The organism is Umezawaea sp. Da 62-37, from assembly GCF_032460545.1.
Classification (GTDB): Bacteria; Actinomycetota; Actinomycetes; order Mycobacteriales; family Pseudonocardiaceae; genus Umezawaea.
In genome coordinates, this window is sequence record NZ_CP135965.1 from 6,397,873 (window position 1) to 6,411,913 (window position 14,041).

The window sequence follows — 14,041 nt, forward strand, 5'->3', positions numbered from 1 at the left end:
CGGTCCGGTCAATCAGGGTTGGTGCCTGGCCCAGCGAGGAACGGACGCGGGTGCCGCGTTCGTGAGGGAGTTGCCGTGAACGCACGACGACCCGCGAGCCGTTCCTCAGGCTCACCGCGCAGTACTTCCCAGGACAGCGACGCGCCCGCCATCCACACCTACGTGGTGGACACGTCCGTCCTCCTCTCCGACCCCATGGCGACCACGAGGTTCGCGGAGCACGAGGTCGTGCTGCCGCTCGTGGTGATCAGCGAGCTGGAGGGCAAGCGGAACCACCCCGAGCTGGGCTGGTTCGCCAGGGAGGCGCTGCGACTGCTCGACGACCTGCGTCTGCGGCATGGTCGCCTGGACTCCCCGATTCCGATCGGCGATGTCGGCGGGACCCTGCACGTCGAGCTCAACCACACCGATCCGGAGGTGTTGCCCGCCGGTTTCCGCACCGACTCCAACGACGCCCGCATCCTCGCGTGCGCGCTGAACCTGGCCGCCGAGGGCCGATCCGTCACCCTCGTCACCAAGGACATGCCGCTGCGCGTGAAGGCGGGTGCCTGCGGCCTCGCCGCGGATGAGTACCGAGCACACGACGTCACCCTGTCCGGGTACAACGGCATGTCGGACGTGGACGTCGACCAGGAAGTGGTGGACGCGCTCTTCCGGGACAGCACCATCGACCCGGCGGTGCACGACTTGGCGGACGTGGCCGAACTGCCCTGCCACAGCGGGCTGCGCCTGCTCGCGGGGTCGTCGAGCGCCCTGGCGCGGGTCACACCGGACAAGCAGATCAGGCTGGTCAGGGGCGACCGCGAGGCGTTCGGCCTGCACGGCCGGTCCGCCGAGCAGCGCATCGCGCTCGACCTGCTGCTCGACCCCGACATCGGCATCGTCTCGCTGGGCGGACGAGCCGGGACGGGGAAGTCGGCGCTCGCGCTGTGCGCGGGTCTCGAGGCGGTCATGGAACGCCAGCACCACCGCAAGGTCGTGGTCTTCCGCCCGCTCTACGCGGTCGGCGGCCAGGAGCTGGGCTACCTGCCCGGTTCCGAGAGCGAGAAGATGCAGCCCTGGGCGCAGGCGGTGTTCGACACCCTCGGCGCCCTGGTCAGCCAGGACGTGGTCGAGGAGATCATGGACCGCGGCATGCTCGAGGTCCTGCCGCTGACCCACATCCGCGGCCGGTCGCTGCACGACTCGTACGTGATCGTGGACGAGGCGCAGTCGTTGGAGCGCAACGTCCTGCTCACCGTCCTGTCGCGCCTGGGCACCAACTCGCGGGTGGTCCTCACCCACGACGTGGCGCAGCGCGACAACCTGCGCGTCGGCAGGCATGACGGCGTCGCCGCGGTCATCGAGAAGCTGAAGGGCCATCCGCTGTTCGCCCACGTCACGCTGACCCGGTCCGAGCGGTCGCCGATCGCCGCCCTGGTCACCGAGATGCTGGAGGACTACTCGAGCTAGCCGCCCGACGAGGAAGGGGGCGTCCACCCGGCGGTGGACGCCCCCTTCTCGCCGTCGTCGGCCCTGGTCACCAGCCGCCGGGCAGCGGCCGTCCCTCGGCGAAGCCCGCGGCGGACTGGACGCCCAGCACCGCGCGCTCGTGGAACGCCTCCAGGTCCTCGGCGCCCGCGTACGTGCAGGACGACCGGACACCGGCCGTGATGGCGTCCAGCAGGTCCTCGACACTGGGGCGGACGGGGTCCAGCCACATCCGCGAGCTCGAGATCCCCTCCTCGAACAGCCCCTTGCGCGCCCGGTCGAACGCGCTGTCGGTCCGCGTCCGCGCACTCACCGCGCGCTTGGACGCCATCCCGAACGACTCCTTGTACAGCCGCCCCGACTCGTCGCTGCGCAGGTCACCGGGCGACTCGTAGGTCCCCGCGAACCAGGACCCGACCATCACGCTCGACGCGCCCGCCGCCAGCGCCAGCGCCACGTCCCTCGGGTGCCGCACCCCGCCGTCCGCCCACACGTGCTTCCCGAGCCGCCGCGCCTCCGCCGCGCACTCGGCGACGGCCGAGAACTGCGGCCGCCCCACACCGGTCATCATCCGCGTCGTGCACATCGCGCCGGGCCCGACACCGACCTTGACGATGTCCGCGCCCGCCTCGACGAGGTCCCGCACGCCCTCGGCGGTCACGACGTTGCCCGCCACCACCGGCACCGAGGGCGCCAACCCCCGGATCGCCCGCAGCGCCGTCAGCATCTTCTCCTGGTGCCCGTGCGCGGTGTCGACCACCAGCGTGTCCACCCCGGCCTTGAGCAGCTCGGCGGCCTTGTCGGCCACGTCCCCGTTCACCCCGACCGCGGCGGCCACCCGCAACCGCCCGTCGCCGTCCACCGCGGGCACGTACACCTCCGCCCGCAGCGCACCCAGCGCCGTCAGCACCCCGACCAGCCGCCCGTCGCCGTCGACCCCGAGCGCCACCTTCTGCGTCCGCCGCTGCAACTGGTCGAACACCTCGCGCGGCGCCGTGTCGAGGGGCATCGTCACCACGTCCGGATCGGCCACGTCCGACAACCGGGTGAACCGGTCCACCCCGGAACACGCCGCCTCGTCCACCACCCCGACCGGCCGCCCGTCCCCGTCGACCACCACCACGGCCCCGTGCGCCCGCTTCGGCAGCAGGTTCACCGCGTCGGCCACGGAGTCGCCGGGCCCCAGCACCAGCGGCGTGTCCCACACCACGTGCCGCGCCTTCACCCAGGACACGATCTCCGCCACCACGTCCGGCGCCACGTCCTGCGGCAACACCACCAGCCCACCCCGGCGGGCCATCGTCTCGGCCATCCGGCGCCCCGCGACAGCCGTCATGTTCGCGACCACCACGGGAATGGTCGCGCCCGTGCCGTCGGAAGTGGAGAGGTCGACACCGAACCGGGACTCCACGGCCGACCGGCCGGGGACCAGGAACACGTCGTCGTAGGTCAGGTCGTAACTGGGGCGATGCCCTTCGATGAAATGCACGAGACTCGAAAGTACGCGGTTTCGCTGCTGGTCGCCGGGGTTTGGGCGGGCGTGGTGGGGGTTGGTGACCGTCGTGGTGGGGCGTTGGGTGTTGTGGTGGGTCGCCGGTATCGCATCCACGGTCTCCGGGTGCGGCCAGCTTGACTTGGGGCCCCTTTTTTGGGCCTTGTCGGGCTAAAAGGGCAGGTGTAGAGATGCCCGCCGACAAATTGTAGGCCCAAAAACCCCAAGTCAAGCCAGCCGCACAGGCGGACGAGCGCTGCTCAGCGGGTGTGTGGTCAGGTCGATCTGCCCGGTGGGGGTCACTCGGTGGGTTCGTGTTCTGCCTTCGTGGTTTGCGTTGGCAGCAGCGCCCGCACCGCGTCGATGGTGTCGGCGTCGGCGGCGTCCTTGTCCGGGCGGTACCGCAGCACCCGTGCGAACCGCAGCGCCACCCCGCCGGGATACCGCGAACTCACCTGCGCCCCGTCCAGCTCGATCTCGATCACCATCTCCGGTCGCACGAAGATCCCCCAGGGGTGTTCCTCGGTCGCCAGGGCGCCCAGCTCCCGCGTCTGCCACTCCAGCAGCTCGTCCGTCATCCCCTTGAACGTCTTCCCCACCATGATCGGCGGCCCGCCGTCCGGATCGCGCGCCCCCAGGTGCAGGTTCGACAGCTTCCCCGAGCGCCGTCCGCTGCCCCACTCGACGCCGAGCACCACCAGGTCCAGCGTGTGGACCGGCTTGACCTTCTGCCAGCCGCGGCCGCGGCGACCGGCCGCGTAGAGCGAGTCGAGCGCCTTCACCATGACGCCCTCGTGCCCGGCGGCCAGTGCCTGGTCGACGACGGTGGCGGCCTGCTCCTCGGTCGCCTCCGCGACGCCGGGGATCACGTGCGGCCCGGCGACGGAGCGCAGGGCGGCCAGTCGGTCCCGCAGGGGCGAGTCCAGCAGGTCCCGGCCGTCCAGGTGCAGGCAGTCGAAGAAGAACGGGGACAGCAGCAGTTCGCGCACGTCCTGGGCGCCGAACCGGCTCATCGTCTCCTGGAACGGCCGGGGTTTGCCGTCGTCGTTGAGCGCCAGGGTCTCGCCGTCGAGGACGACGCTGGCGCACGGCATGGCGCGGACGAGGTCGACGAGTTCCGGCACGGTCGCGGTGATCTCGCGCAGCGTGCGGGTGAAGACGTGGACCTCGTCGTCCCGGCGGTGCACCTGGATGCGGGCGCCGTCCAGCTTGTGCTCGACGACGACGCTCCCCAGCTCCGCCAGCGCCTCCGGCAGCGACTCCGCGGGGGAGGCGAGCATCGGGCGCACGGGGCGGCCGACCTCCAGGCGGAACGCGGCCAGCTCCTCCTCGCCGCCGCGCAGGGCAGCGGCGGCCGTCTCCGCGAGGCCGCCGGACAGCATGAACGCGCGGCGCACCGAGGCCGCGGGCACGTCGGCGGCCGAGGCGATGGCGTCGAGCATCACGCCCTCCAGCGCGCCCTGCCGCAGCTCACCGGTCAGCAACCGCCGCAGGAACTCCTGCTCGGCGAGGGTCGCGCGGCCGAACAGGGCGGCGAGCAGGTCCGCCCTCCGCCCCGCGGAACCCTTCCCGCTGAACTCCCCGTACGCGCCCAGCGCCTCGTCCACCTCGACGACGGTCAGCGACTCGCCCGCGGCGGGCGGGATGTCCACGTCGTCCACGGTCCGCCAGCCCGCGCCGATGCGCCCCTGACTGGGCACGCCGACGAGGAAGGACACCACCGCGGGCGTGTCCAGCCTCTTCAGCAGCTCCGCCAGCGCGGCGACCTTGGCCAGCCTCGACCGCGTCGCGGCCACGGCTCCGGACGTCTCGACCACCTCGGTGAACAGCACGCCGTCCATGGTGCACCCGAGCACCGACAAGGGCAGATCAGCGCATCTCCCGGACCGCTTCCCGCAACCGGTCGGGTGACAGCGACGCGTACCCGAGCACGAGCCCCGGCCACAGCGGCGTGCGCACGTAGTGGGCGAGCGCGACCGCGTTCACGCCGCGCGCGGCGCACCTCCGCTGCAACGCGAGGTCGTCGGTGCCCTCGGGCAGCCGCACGACCACATGCAGCCCGGCCGCGACCCCGATCGGCTCCCACGACGGCTGCTCGCGGGCCAGCGCGTCGATGAGCGCGTCCCGCCGCTTGCGGTACAGCGCCCTGGTCCGCCGCAGGTGCCGGTCGTACCCGCCGCCGCGCAGCAGCTGCGTGAAAGCGGCCTGCCGCAACGTCTCCGTGCCCAGGTCGTCGTGCCGCTTGCGCTCGATCACCAAGTGCCGCAACGATTCCGGCAGCACCAGCCAGCCCAGCCGCAGCGCGGGCGCGAGCACCTTGCTCGCGCTGCCCTGGTGGACCACGCGGCTCGGGTCGAGCGCCTGCACGGCGCCGAAGGCGGGCCGGTCGTAGCGGTGTTCGGCGTCGTAGTCGTCCTCGATGACGATCCCGTCGCACGCCCGCGCCCACGCGATCAGCGCGTGCCGCCGTTCCGGGTGCAGCACCACGCCCAGCGGGAACTGGTGCGCCGCCGTGACGAGCACGACCCGGCAGTCCGTTGTGGACAGGGCGTCGACCCGGATGCCGCGGTCGTCGACCGGCACGCCGACGACCCGGAGTCCGTGCGAGGCCAGCATCTCCGCCGCGCCGAAGTGGCTGGGCTCCTCGACGGCGATGCTGCGGTGCCCCTGCGCGCGCAACACCCGGCACAGCAGCGAAAGGCCTTCGGCCGAGCCGTTGGTGATCACCAGGGCCTCGGGTTCGGTGACCGCGGCGCGCACCCGGCCGAGGTAGTCGGCGAGTTCCGCGCGCAGCGGCGGGAACCCGGCGGCGTGCGGGTAGCCAAGCTCCTCGTCGGACAGCCCGGCGAGTCCGGCGCGGTAGGCGGCGATCCACTCGGCGCGCGGGAACGCGTTGAGCGCGGGCAGTCCGGGCCGCAGGTCGTACTTCCAGCGCGGCACCGGATCCGGCTCGGTGCGGCTGTCCGCGGGCCACGTGCCCGCCGCCGTCACGGTGGTGCCCGAGCCGCGCTTCGCCGTCAGGTAGCCCTCGCCCACGAGCTGCGCGTACGCGGCCGTCACGGTGCCCCTGGCGACGCCCAGCTGCTCGGCCAGGTCGCGGCTGGAGGGCAGCCGGGTGCCCGTGGTGAGCCTGCCGTCGCGCACGGCCCGGCGCAGCTCGGTCTCCACCGCGCGGCGGCGGCCGCTCACCGCCGGGAGCAGCAGCTCGCGATAAGTGGACCAGTCGGCGGTCATGGAATTGGAGCTTAATCATGGGCCACTCACCGGGCACGCTGTCCGCATGACCAGTCGACCCGCCATCGCCGCAGGGGCGGCGGCCGCCGTGATCGTCGGAGCGTCCGTGCCGGTCACCGGCCTGCTCCAGGACTACCCGCTGCTCACCGGGCAGGCCATGCGCTACGGGCTCAGCGCCGTCGTGCTGCTCGGGTGGACGTTCGCCCGCGGCCAGCGGCTGCCGCTGCCGAAGCTGTCCGACGTGCCGTCGCTGCTGGCGCTCGTGGCGTTCGGGATGCTCGGCTTCACCGGCGCGCTGCTCCACGCCCAGCGCTACGCGGAACCCGGCTTCGTGGCGGCGATGCTCGGTGGGACGCCCGTCGTGCTCGCGCTGGCGAGCAGGCGGCGGTCGGCGGTGGCGGTGGCGGGCGCGGGGATCGTGGCGCTCGGCGTGGTCCTGCTGTCCGGCGGCGGCGCGTGGCACGGGCCCGGCCTGCTGCTCGCCGCGCTCGCGGTGGCGGGGGAGGCGTCGTTCACGCTGTTCGCGATCGGCGTGGTGCGGCGGCTGGGCGGGGTGGCCGTGGCGACGTGGTGCTGCGCGATCGCCGCGGTGTCCGGGGCGGTGCTGGGCACGTTCCTCGGCGGCTGGCGGATGCCGGACCCGAGGCAGGGCCTCGCCCTGGTCGCGCTGGCGATCGTGGTCACCGCGCTCGCGTTCGGGCTCTGGTACTTCGCCGTCGGACGGCTGGGCGCCGACCGCGCGGGAGTCCTCATCGGACTGATGCCGGTTTCCGGACTGCTGGTGTCGGTCCTGCTGGGCGCGCAGGAGTTCAGCGCGCTCGACCTGGTCGGCGCGACCGTGGTCGCGGCGGGCTGCGCGGTCGGGCTGTCGTCGGCGCGGGCGCGACCCCGCGCGGGCACGGTGGAAACCGTGCCCGCGCCGTGAGTCAGCGGCCGCCGCGCGCCATGCGCAGCACGTCCAGCGCCTCGTCGAGCTGCTCCTCGCTGAGCTTGCCGGGCACGTGGCCGCGCTCCAGCACGACCTCGCGGATCGTCTTGCGCTCCTTGAGGGACTGCTTCGCGATGGCCGCCGCCTCCTCGTAGCCGAGGTAGCGGTTGAGCGGCGTCACGATCGACGGCGACGACTCGGCCAGCTCGCGCAGCCGGTCCACCTGCGGCTCGGTGCCCGCGAGCACCTTGTCCGCCAGCAGCCGGGCCACCGCGGCGATCAGCCGGGCGGACTCCAGCACGTTGCGCGCGATCACCGGCAGCATCACGTTGAGCTGGAAGTTGCCCTGGCTGCCCGCGAAGGCGACGGTGGCGTCGTTCCCGATCACCTGCGCGACGACCATCATGGTCGCCTCGGAGATCACCGGGTTGACCTTGCCGGGCATGATGGAAGAGCCGGGCTGGAGGTCCGGAAGGGCCAACTCGCCGAGGCCGGTGCGCGGGCCGGAGCCGAGCCAGCGCAGGTCGTTCGCGATCTTGTAGAGGCCCACCGCCGTCGCCCTGAGCTGACCGGAGATCTCGACCACGCCGTCCTGGGTGGCCTGCGCCTCGAAGTGGTCGCGCGCCTCCGTCAGCGGCAGCCCGGTGGCCTCCGCCAGCTCCGCGGACACCGCGGCCCCGAAGCCTTCGGGCGCGTTCAGCCCGCTGCCCACGGCCGTTCCGCCGATCGGCAGCTCGGCCAGCCGCGGCACCGACGACGTGAGCCGCTCGACGCCGTAGCGGACCTGCGCCGCCCACGCCCCGACCTCCTGGCCGAGCGTGATCGGCACCGCGTCCATCAGGTGCGTCCGCCCGGACTTCACCAGGTCGGCCCACTCGGCCGCGCGGCCCTCTAGGGTCGTCGCCAGGTGCTCCAGCGCCGGGATCACGTCCGTGACCACGGCTTCGGTCGCCGCGACCCGCAGCGTCGTCGGGAACGTGTCGTTCGACGACTGCGACGCGTTGACGTGGTCGTTCGGGTGCACGTCCTGGCCGAGGGCCTTCGTCGCCAGGGTCGCGATCACCTCGTTGGCGTTCATGTTCGACGACGTGCCGGACCCGGTCTGGAACACGTCCACCGGGAAGTGCGCGTCGTGCGCGCCCCCCGCGACCTCGTCCGCCGCGTCCGCGATGGCCCCCGCTACCTCGGGCGACAGCACCCCGAGCCGCTCGTTCACCCGTGCCGCGGCCCCTTTGAGCAGGCCCAACGCCCGGATCTGCGACCGTTCCAGCCCGCGCCCCGAGATCGGGAAGTTCTCGACCGCCCGCTGGGTCTGCGCCCGCCACAACGCGTCGACCGGCACCCGGACCTCGCCCATGGTGTCGTGCTCGACGCGGTACCCCTGTTCACCCATGCTCCCCAGTTTGTCCCCGTAGGGGGATCTGGGCACGGTGGCGTTCAGCACCTAAGGTCGGGTTCCTGCACTGCCACCCACCACTGGCAGAGGGGTACCACCATGGATGTCGACCTCTTGATCGTGGGCGCTGGGCCCACGGGGCTGTTCGCGGCCTACTACGCGGGATTCCGCGACCTGTCCGTGGCCATGGTCGACGCGCTGCCCGAGGCGGGCGGCCAGATCACGGCGATGTACCCGGAAAAGATGATCTTCGACGTGGCCGGCTTCCCCGCCGTCCGCGGCCGCGACCTGGTCAACGCGCTGGTCGAGCAGACAGCGCAGTGGAAACCGCAGTACCTGCTGGGCTGCCAGGCCCGCACCCTGTCCACAGTGGACTCGAGACTGCGCGTCGGCCTCGCCGACGGCACGGTCGTCACCGCGGGCGCGGTCCTGATCACCGCGGGCATGGGCGAGTTCACGCCCCGCCCCCTGCCCGCGGGCGACGGCTGGCTCGACCGCGGCATGGTGCACTTCGTGCCCTCGCTGGCCGTGCACACGGCCCAGCACGTCGTGATCGTCGGCGGCGGCGACTCGGCGTTCGACTGGGCGCTCGCCCTGCACCCGATCGCCGCGAGCGTCACCCTCGTGCACCGCCGGGCGAACTTCCGCGCCCACCCGCCCACGGTCCGCGCGGTCCGCGAACTGGGCGTGGAGATCATCACCGACGCCGAGGTCACCGCCCTGCGCGGCGACCCGGAGCTGGCGGAGGTGGAGGTCAAGGTCAAGTCCGGCGACGTCAAGACACTGCCCGCGCACTCGGTGGTCGCCGCGCTCGGCTTCACCGCGGACCTCGGGCCGATCGAGTCGTGGGGGCTGGAACTGGACCACCGGGCCGTGATGGTGGACACGACGATGCGGACGCGGCGGGAGATGGTCTACGCGGCGGGGGACGTGGCGGCGTATCCGGGGAAGGTGAAGCTGATCGCCACCGGGTTCGGGGAGGCGGCCACGGCGGTGAACAACATCGCGGTGGCGTTGAACCCGGCGGCGCACCTGTTCCCAGGGCATTCGAGCAACGAGGGGTAGGACCCGGGTGCGCCCATGAGCGCACATGGATCCGCTACCGGTCGCTCCCGACGGACGTCGACCACGTCGGTCGACGTCCGCCGTGGCGCGGGAATGATCTCGCGACTGTGCTGGACGCCGTCGAGGCGGGCAGGACGTTCCGCGTCTCCCGCGGCGGTGTCGAGATCGCGGAGTTGTGCGCGCCGGACCGACGACGTCGTTTCACGGCGGAGGAACTGGTGGCACGCCATCGTCGGCTGCCGACGGTCGACCACCGCCTGGTGCGCCGGGAAGCCGACGAGTTCTTCGGCGCCGAGATCTAGCTCCCCCAGGCCCGCGGCACCTCCGCCAGGTGCTTGAGCGTCCGATCCAACTGTCCCTGCCAGGTGGTGCGGAACAGCGGCTCGTGACGTTGGGTGACCGCCCACATCGTCAGTTGCAGGCGGCGCAGCAGGAGCAGGGCGAGAAGCGCTTCCCCGGTGTCCAGCGGTGTGACGGTGCGGTAGCCGGTGAGCAGGGCGGTGTGCAGGTCGGGGCGGTCTGGGCCGAGTTCGCTGATGGTGGTGGCGAGGTCGTAGAGGTGGGGGCCGTAGCCGCAGTCGTCGAAGTCGATGGCGCGCACCCGCCCCTGGTGGAACAGGAAGTTGTCCTGGTGCAGGTCGGCGTGGATGAGGCCGTGGGCGGTGAGGCCCGCCAGGGCGGTGTCGATCCGGGCCAGGGTCGAAGCCACGAGGGTGCCCGCCGACGGGGAGCGCAGGTCCGAGACGAGCTGTGCGGTGTTGTCGGGTAGGGCGTCCACGCGGTTCCGGGCGAGCGCGGGCATGGTGGTGCCGTGCTGTTGCAGGAGCGCGGTGAAGACGCCGACCTCGTGCAGGTGCGCGGGGGTGAGGGACCTGTCTTGGAACGTGCCGTCGACCCAGCGGTAGAGGACGCAGGTGCGCGGGCCGGGGACGGCTGGGCCGGTGGCGGTGACGACGGTGGCGCCGGACCTGGTGCGGACCGGTCGGGGGACCGCGAGGTCGGTGTCGTTCGCGAGCGCGGTCAGCCAGGTGGTCTCGGCTTCGGCGAAGGCCGCGTCGGTGGTGCGGATCCCGAGCACGTACCGGTCGTCGACGCGGAAGTTGGTGTTCCAGCCCTTCGACAACGGGACCAGCGTCTCGGCTGGGACGTCGTACTCGGCCAAGGCGGTGCGCGCCAGATCGCGGAGGCGGCGGGTCTGACCCGCTTTGGTCAAGCTGGTGAAGTCGGGTGGCACCTGGTCACTGTGCCGGATGCCCCGGACAGCCGACAACGGACCGCCTGTTCCGGCGATCCGCTGACGGGTCGGTTGGTTACGCGACCACCTGGACCTGTTCGCCGATCAGCAGGTTGTCGTAGAACGTGACCGCGGCCTCGTTCGACAGGTGCACGCAGCCGTGCGACGGTTCGCCCAGACTGCCCTGGTGGAACGCGATGCCGTCCGACGTGAAGTACGTCGAGTACGGCATGGGGCCGTTGTAGGGAACGCTCCACTCGTCCTGCACCTTGCGCAGGACGGTGAACGTGCCGGTCGGAGTCTCGTAACCCGGCCTGCCCGTGGTGACCGGGACCGGGCCGTAGCTGGCGGATCCGCCGTGGACGAGCCAGGCCTCGTTCGTGGACAGCCGCAGACAAGCGCCTTCGGTGATGGAGCAGGGCGTGTCCGCCGCCGCCGAAGCGGGTGCCGCGAAACCGAGAGCCAGAGCCGTTGCCGTGAACACTGTTCCGAGTGTCCTAGTGCCGAGAGTCGTCATCTCGAATCACCCCTCACCCGGTCGGGTACCCCGGATTCGGATCAGCCAACCACTTGGACCTGCTGGCCGGACTGGAGGAAGTCGAAGTACGTCGCGGCGGCTTCCTGGGACAGGTGGACGCAACCGTGCGAGGCCACGTCGAGACTGCCCTCGTGGAACGCGACGCCGTAGTTGGTGAAGTACACCGAATACGGCATCGGCGCGTTGTTGTACGGACGGCTGATCTCGTGCCGAACCTTGTTCAGCACGGGGAAGTACCCCGTAGGCGTCTCGTAACCGGGCCTGCCGGACGTGATCGGCACCGGGCCGTAGGTCACCGCGCCGTTGCTGATGAGCCAGGTCTGCTGGCTCGACAGTTCGACGCACGCGCCGTAGGTGATGTCGCACGGCGTCCCCGCGACGGTGACCGGCGGGGGCGGCGGCGCGGGCTGCGGAGGCGGCGGAGCGTCCGAAGTGGACGGAGCCGGTGCGGGCTCCGGGGCAGGCGCGGGCGCCAGTGTCTCGGAGGACGAGGGCGTCGGGGCGACCGGGGAAGCCGACGAGACCGGTGTCGAGGACGACGGGCTCGCGGACGTGGTCGTCGCCGGCGGTGCCGCCACGTCCGTCGTCCCGCCCTGCGCACACGCCGTAGCGAGCAATGCCGTTGCCACCAGAACGAGAACGCGCATCTCCCCGACCCCCTGATCGTCGTCTGTGGAAGGAGAGACGTGACGGGCACCACCGTGGTTGCCCGCCGCGCGTAACGAATGGCTACGCCAGGATCTGCACCTCGGCGCCGGGCTGGAGGGTGTCGAAGAACCTGGCCGCCGCGTCCTCGGCGAGGTGCACGCAGCCGTGCGACGACGCGGGCGCGACATCACCCTGGTGGAACGCGATCCCGTAGTCGGTGAAGTAGACCGCGTACGGAATCGGCGTGTTGTCGAAGTCGTAGCTGATCTCGTCCCGCACCTTGCGCAACACCTGGAACCGACCGGTCGGCGTCTCGTAACCCGCCATCCCGAACGCCGACGTCACCGGCCCGTAGCTCACCGCGCCGTTGCTGATCAGCCAGCTCTCCGACGTCGACAACCGCACGCACGCCCCGTTGGCGATCTCGCACGGGTTGACCGGCGCACGCGGCGGCGCGGGCTGCGGCAACAACGCCTCCGGCGACGGCGACACCGACGGCGCCCCGCTCACCGACGGCGACGCCGCCTGGGTCTGGCCACACGCCGAAGCGGCCAACACCGCGGCCAGCACCAGCAGAACCCGCATCCCCGCTCCTCCGCCGTCCCTGTCCGTCATGAGCCAAGACGAATGACCCCCGCAAAAGGTTGATCGCCCTCCCAGGTACCCGAAGAACGATCACCCATGCACCCCGCACCAAGCTGTGACGAACCGGACACGCGCGAGTCGAACACTCAGACACCCCGTGTCGAACCTCCAGACACCCCGAGTCGAACGTTCGGACACCCCGAGTCGAACGTTCGGACACCCCGAGCCGGAGTTCACCTATCCCGGCTGGTGGGGCGGGGGTATCCGAATGTGACTTTCGGGGTGCCCGAGTGTTCGACACTGGGTGCCTGGAGGTTCGACTCGCGGGTTAGGGGAGGGGCGGCAGCATCTGCGAGGCCTCAGCTTCGGCCAGCCGGTCGAAGTCCACCGACGAGTACTCCCGCAGCTTGGTCAGCCGGTGGAACCCGTCGATCATCCGCACGGTGCCCGACTTCGACCGCATCACGATCGACTGCGTCGTGCACCCGCCCGTCCGGTAGTGCACCCCGCGCAGCAGGTCCCCGTCCGTCACGCCGGTGGCGCAGAAGAACACGTTGTCGCCCCGCACCAGTTCCCGCGTCGTCAGCACCCGGTCCAGGTCGTGCCCCGCGTCGATCGCCTTCTGCCGCTCCTCGTCGTCCTTCGGCCACAGCTTCGCCTGGATCTCCCCGCCGATGCACTTCAGCGCCGCGGCCGCGATGATCCCCTCGGGCGTGCCGCCGATCCCCACCAGCAGGTCCACCCCCGTGTCCGGGCGCGCCGCCGAGATCGCCCCGGCGACGTCACCGTCGGAGATGAAGTGGATCCGCGCCCCGGCTTCCCGCACCTCGTGCACCAGGCCCTCGTGCCGCGGCCGGTCCAGGATGCACACCGTCACGTCGGAGATCTCGATGTGCTTGGCCTTCGCCACCCGCCGGATGTTCTCCGCGATCGGGGCGGTGATGTCGATGACGTCCGCGGCTTCCGGTCCGACCGCGAGCTTCTCCATGTAGAACACGGCGGACGGGTCGAACATCGCGCCGCGTTCGGCGACGGCGAGCACGGCGAGGGCGTTGGGCATGCCCTTGGCCATCAGGGTGGTGCCGTCGATCGGGTCCACGGCGACGTCGCAGTCGGGGCCGTTGCCGTCGCCGACCTCCTCGCCGTTGTAGAGCATGGGCGCCTCGTCCTTCTCGCCCTCGCCGATCACGACGACACCGCGCATGGAGACGGTGTGGATGAGCTTGCGCATGGCGTCCACGGCCGCGCCGTCGCCGCCGTTCTTGTCGCCCCGGCCGACCCAGCGGCCCGCGGCCATGGCGGCGGCTTCGGTGACCCGGACCAATTCCAGCGCCAGGTTGCGGTCAGGTGCCTCTTGGCGGCGTTCGGAAGGGTTCGAGCTCACCATTGTGCTCCTCCTGGGATGATCGGCCGGTAGACCAATCCTCGCATGGAGTACCCCGTGACCAGGG

13 protein-coding genes are annotated in these 14,041 nt (G+C 71.7%); 4 read left to right on the forward strand and 9 right to left on the reverse strand.

Annotation, left to right across the window (positions count from 1 at the left end; translation table 11 throughout):
* The first annotated feature begins 162 nt into the window (after positions 1-162).
* Positions 163-1,452: an RNA 5'-3' helicase PhoH2 gene (locus tag RM788_RS29550; RefSeq protein ID WP_399345122.1), complete on the forward strand. Its 1,290-nt coding sequence runs from the start codon at positions 163-165 to the stop codon at positions 1,450-1,452.
* Positions 1,453-1,519: 67 nt separating this feature from the next.
* Here the strand turns inward: RM788_RS29550 and RM788_RS29555 are convergent, their stop codons facing one another.
* The 3 genes from RM788_RS29555 to RM788_RS29565 all read right to left on the reverse strand — a co-directional run bounded on the left by RM788_RS29555 (position 1,520) and on the right by RM788_RS29565 (position 6,196).
* Complete coding sequence (locus tag RM788_RS29555) at positions 1,520-2,959, reverse strand: GuaB1 family IMP dehydrogenase-related protein (RefSeq protein WP_315921103.1); 1,440 nt, start codon at positions 2,957-2,959, stop codon at positions 1,520-1,522.
* 302 nt (positions 2,960-3,261) lie between these two features.
* A complete protein-coding gene (locus tag RM788_RS29560; RefSeq protein ID WP_315921105.1) occupies positions 3,262-4,794 on the reverse strand; it encodes an ATP-dependent DNA ligase in 1,533 nt (510 codons plus the stop codon).
* Between the two features lie 37 nt (positions 4,795-4,831).
* Positions 4,832-6,196, reverse strand: coding sequence for a MocR-like pyridoxine biosynthesis transcription factor PdxR (locus tag RM788_RS29565; RefSeq protein WP_315921107.1), 1,365 nt, complete (start codon positions 6,194-6,196; stop codon positions 4,832-4,834).
* A 46-nt stretch (positions 6,197-6,242) separates the two neighbouring features.
* Here RM788_RS29565 and RM788_RS29570 point away from each other — a divergent pair, with 46 nt between their 5' ends.
* A complete protein-coding gene (locus tag RM788_RS29570; RefSeq protein WP_315921109.1) occupies positions 6,243-7,121 on the forward strand; it encodes a DMT family transporter in 879 nt (292 codons plus the stop codon).
* Between the two features lies 1 nt (position 7,122).
* On the opposite strand, the gene RM788_RS29575 is transcribed toward RM788_RS29570, so the two are convergent.
* Positions 7,123-8,517, reverse strand: coding sequence for a class II fumarate hydratase (locus RM788_RS29575; protein WP_315921111.1), 1,395 nt, complete (start codon positions 8,515-8,517; stop codon positions 7,123-7,125).
* Positions 8,518-8,619: 102 nt separating this feature from the next.
* Here RM788_RS29575 and RM788_RS29580 point away from each other — a divergent pair, with 102 nt between their 5' ends.
* Positions 8,620-9,585 (forward strand): NAD(P)/FAD-dependent oxidoreductase, encoded by a 966-nt coding sequence (locus tag RM788_RS29580; protein ID WP_315921113.1) that lies wholly within the window; start codon positions 8,620-8,622, stop codon positions 9,583-9,585.
* 107 nt (positions 9,586-9,692) lie between these two features.
* Positions 9,693-9,887 (forward strand): hypothetical protein, encoded by a 195-nt coding sequence (locus RM788_RS29585; protein ID WP_315921115.1) that lies wholly within the window; start codon positions 9,693-9,695, stop codon positions 9,885-9,887.
* On the opposite strand, the gene RM788_RS29590 is transcribed toward RM788_RS29585, so the two are convergent.
* The 5 genes from RM788_RS29590 to glpX form a co-directional block, all read right to left on the reverse strand.
* Positions 9,884-10,819 carry a phosphotransferase enzyme family protein gene (locus RM788_RS29590; RefSeq protein ID WP_315921117.1) on the reverse strand — a complete coding sequence of 312 codons (936 nt, stop codon included), beginning with the start codon at positions 10,817-10,819 and terminating at the stop codon, positions 9,884-9,886. The genes RM788_RS29585 and RM788_RS29590 overlap by 4 nt on opposite strands.
* 76 nt (positions 10,820-10,895) lie before the next feature.
* Positions 10,896-11,303 (reverse strand): L,D-transpeptidase, encoded by a 408-nt coding sequence (locus RM788_RS29595; RefSeq protein WP_315921119.1) that lies wholly within the window; start codon positions 11,301-11,303, stop codon positions 10,896-10,898.
* A gap of 74 nt (positions 11,304-11,377) precedes the next feature.
* Positions 11,378-11,935 (reverse strand): L,D-transpeptidase, encoded by a 558-nt coding sequence (locus tag RM788_RS29600; RefSeq protein ID WP_315921121.1) that lies wholly within the window; start codon positions 11,933-11,935, stop codon positions 11,378-11,380.
* Between the two features lie 151 nt (positions 11,936-12,086).
* Positions 12,087-12,590, reverse strand: a complete 504-nt coding sequence (locus RM788_RS29605; RefSeq protein ID WP_315921123.1) for a L,D-transpeptidase — start codon at positions 12,588-12,590, stop codon at positions 12,087-12,089.
* A 328-nt stretch (positions 12,591-12,918) separates the two neighbouring features.
* A complete protein-coding gene (glpX, locus tag RM788_RS29610; RefSeq protein ID WP_315921125.1) occupies positions 12,919-13,977 on the reverse strand; it encodes a class II fructose-bisphosphatase in 1,059 nt (352 codons plus the stop codon).
* Positions 13,978-14,041 lie beyond the last annotated feature (64 nt).

Bases quoted from the DNA above. Each gene is read 5' to 3' on its own strand.
- RM788_RS29565 (WP_315921107.1), bottom strand. From the start codon at position 6,196: ATGACCGCCGACTGGTCCACTTATCGCGAGCTGCTGCTCCCGGCGGTG.
- RM788_RS29570 (WP_315921109.1), top strand. From the start codon at position 6,243: ATGACCAGTCGACCCGCCATCGCCGCAGGGGCGGCGGCCGCCGTGATC.
- RM788_RS29575 (WP_315921111.1), bottom strand. From the start codon at position 8,517: ATGGGTGAACAGGGGTACCGCGTCGAGCACGACACCATGGGCGAGGTC.
- RM788_RS29580 (WP_315921113.1), top strand. From the start codon at position 8,620: ATGGATGTCGACCTCTTGATCGTGGGCGCTGGGCCCACGGGGCTGTTC.
- RM788_RS29605 (WP_315921123.1), bottom strand. From the start codon at position 12,590: ATGCGGGTTCTGCTGGTGCTGGCCGCGGTGTTGGCCGCTTCGGCGTGT.
- glpX (WP_315921125.1), bottom strand. From the start codon at position 13,977: ATGGTGAGCTCGAACCCTTCCGAACGCCGCCAAGAGGCACCTGACCGC.